Origin of the sequence: Aquitalea sp. ASV11, assembly GCF_016429185.1 — a bacterium.
GTDB classification, from domain to species: domain Bacteria; phylum Pseudomonadota; class Gammaproteobacteria; order Burkholderiales; family Chromobacteriaceae; genus Aquitalea; species Aquitalea pelogenes.
The window spans coordinates 1-255 of sequence record NZ_JAELUD010000319.1 but is presented as its reverse complement, the minus strand read 5'-3'; the positions used below and the strand labels follow the sequence as shown (position 1 = coordinate 255).

Genomic DNA, 255 nt, shown 5'->3' with positions numbered 1-255 from the left:
GCAAGCGCCTGAACGAAACCCTGCATCTGGTGCTGACCGATGTGGAAATGCCGGAAATGGACGGCTACATGCTGACCAAGCTGATCAAGAGCGACCCGCGCTTTGCCGGCATTCCGGTGCTGATGCATTCCTCGCTGTCCGGCAGCTCCAACCAGAAGCTCGGCCAGTCGGTGGGTGTGGATGAGTATGTATCCAAGTTCGAAGCCCAGAAGCTGTCGATGAAGTTGCGCGAAATGCTCAAGCTGACCAACAACT

General features: G+C 56.5%; 1 protein-coding gene. It reads left to right on the top strand.

All coding sequences use genetic code 11. The features are described 5' to 3' along the window. The coding region (locus JHD62_RS22360) for a response regulator (RefSeq protein ID WP_199104702.1) at positions 1–255 on the top strand (255 nt) is incomplete at both ends.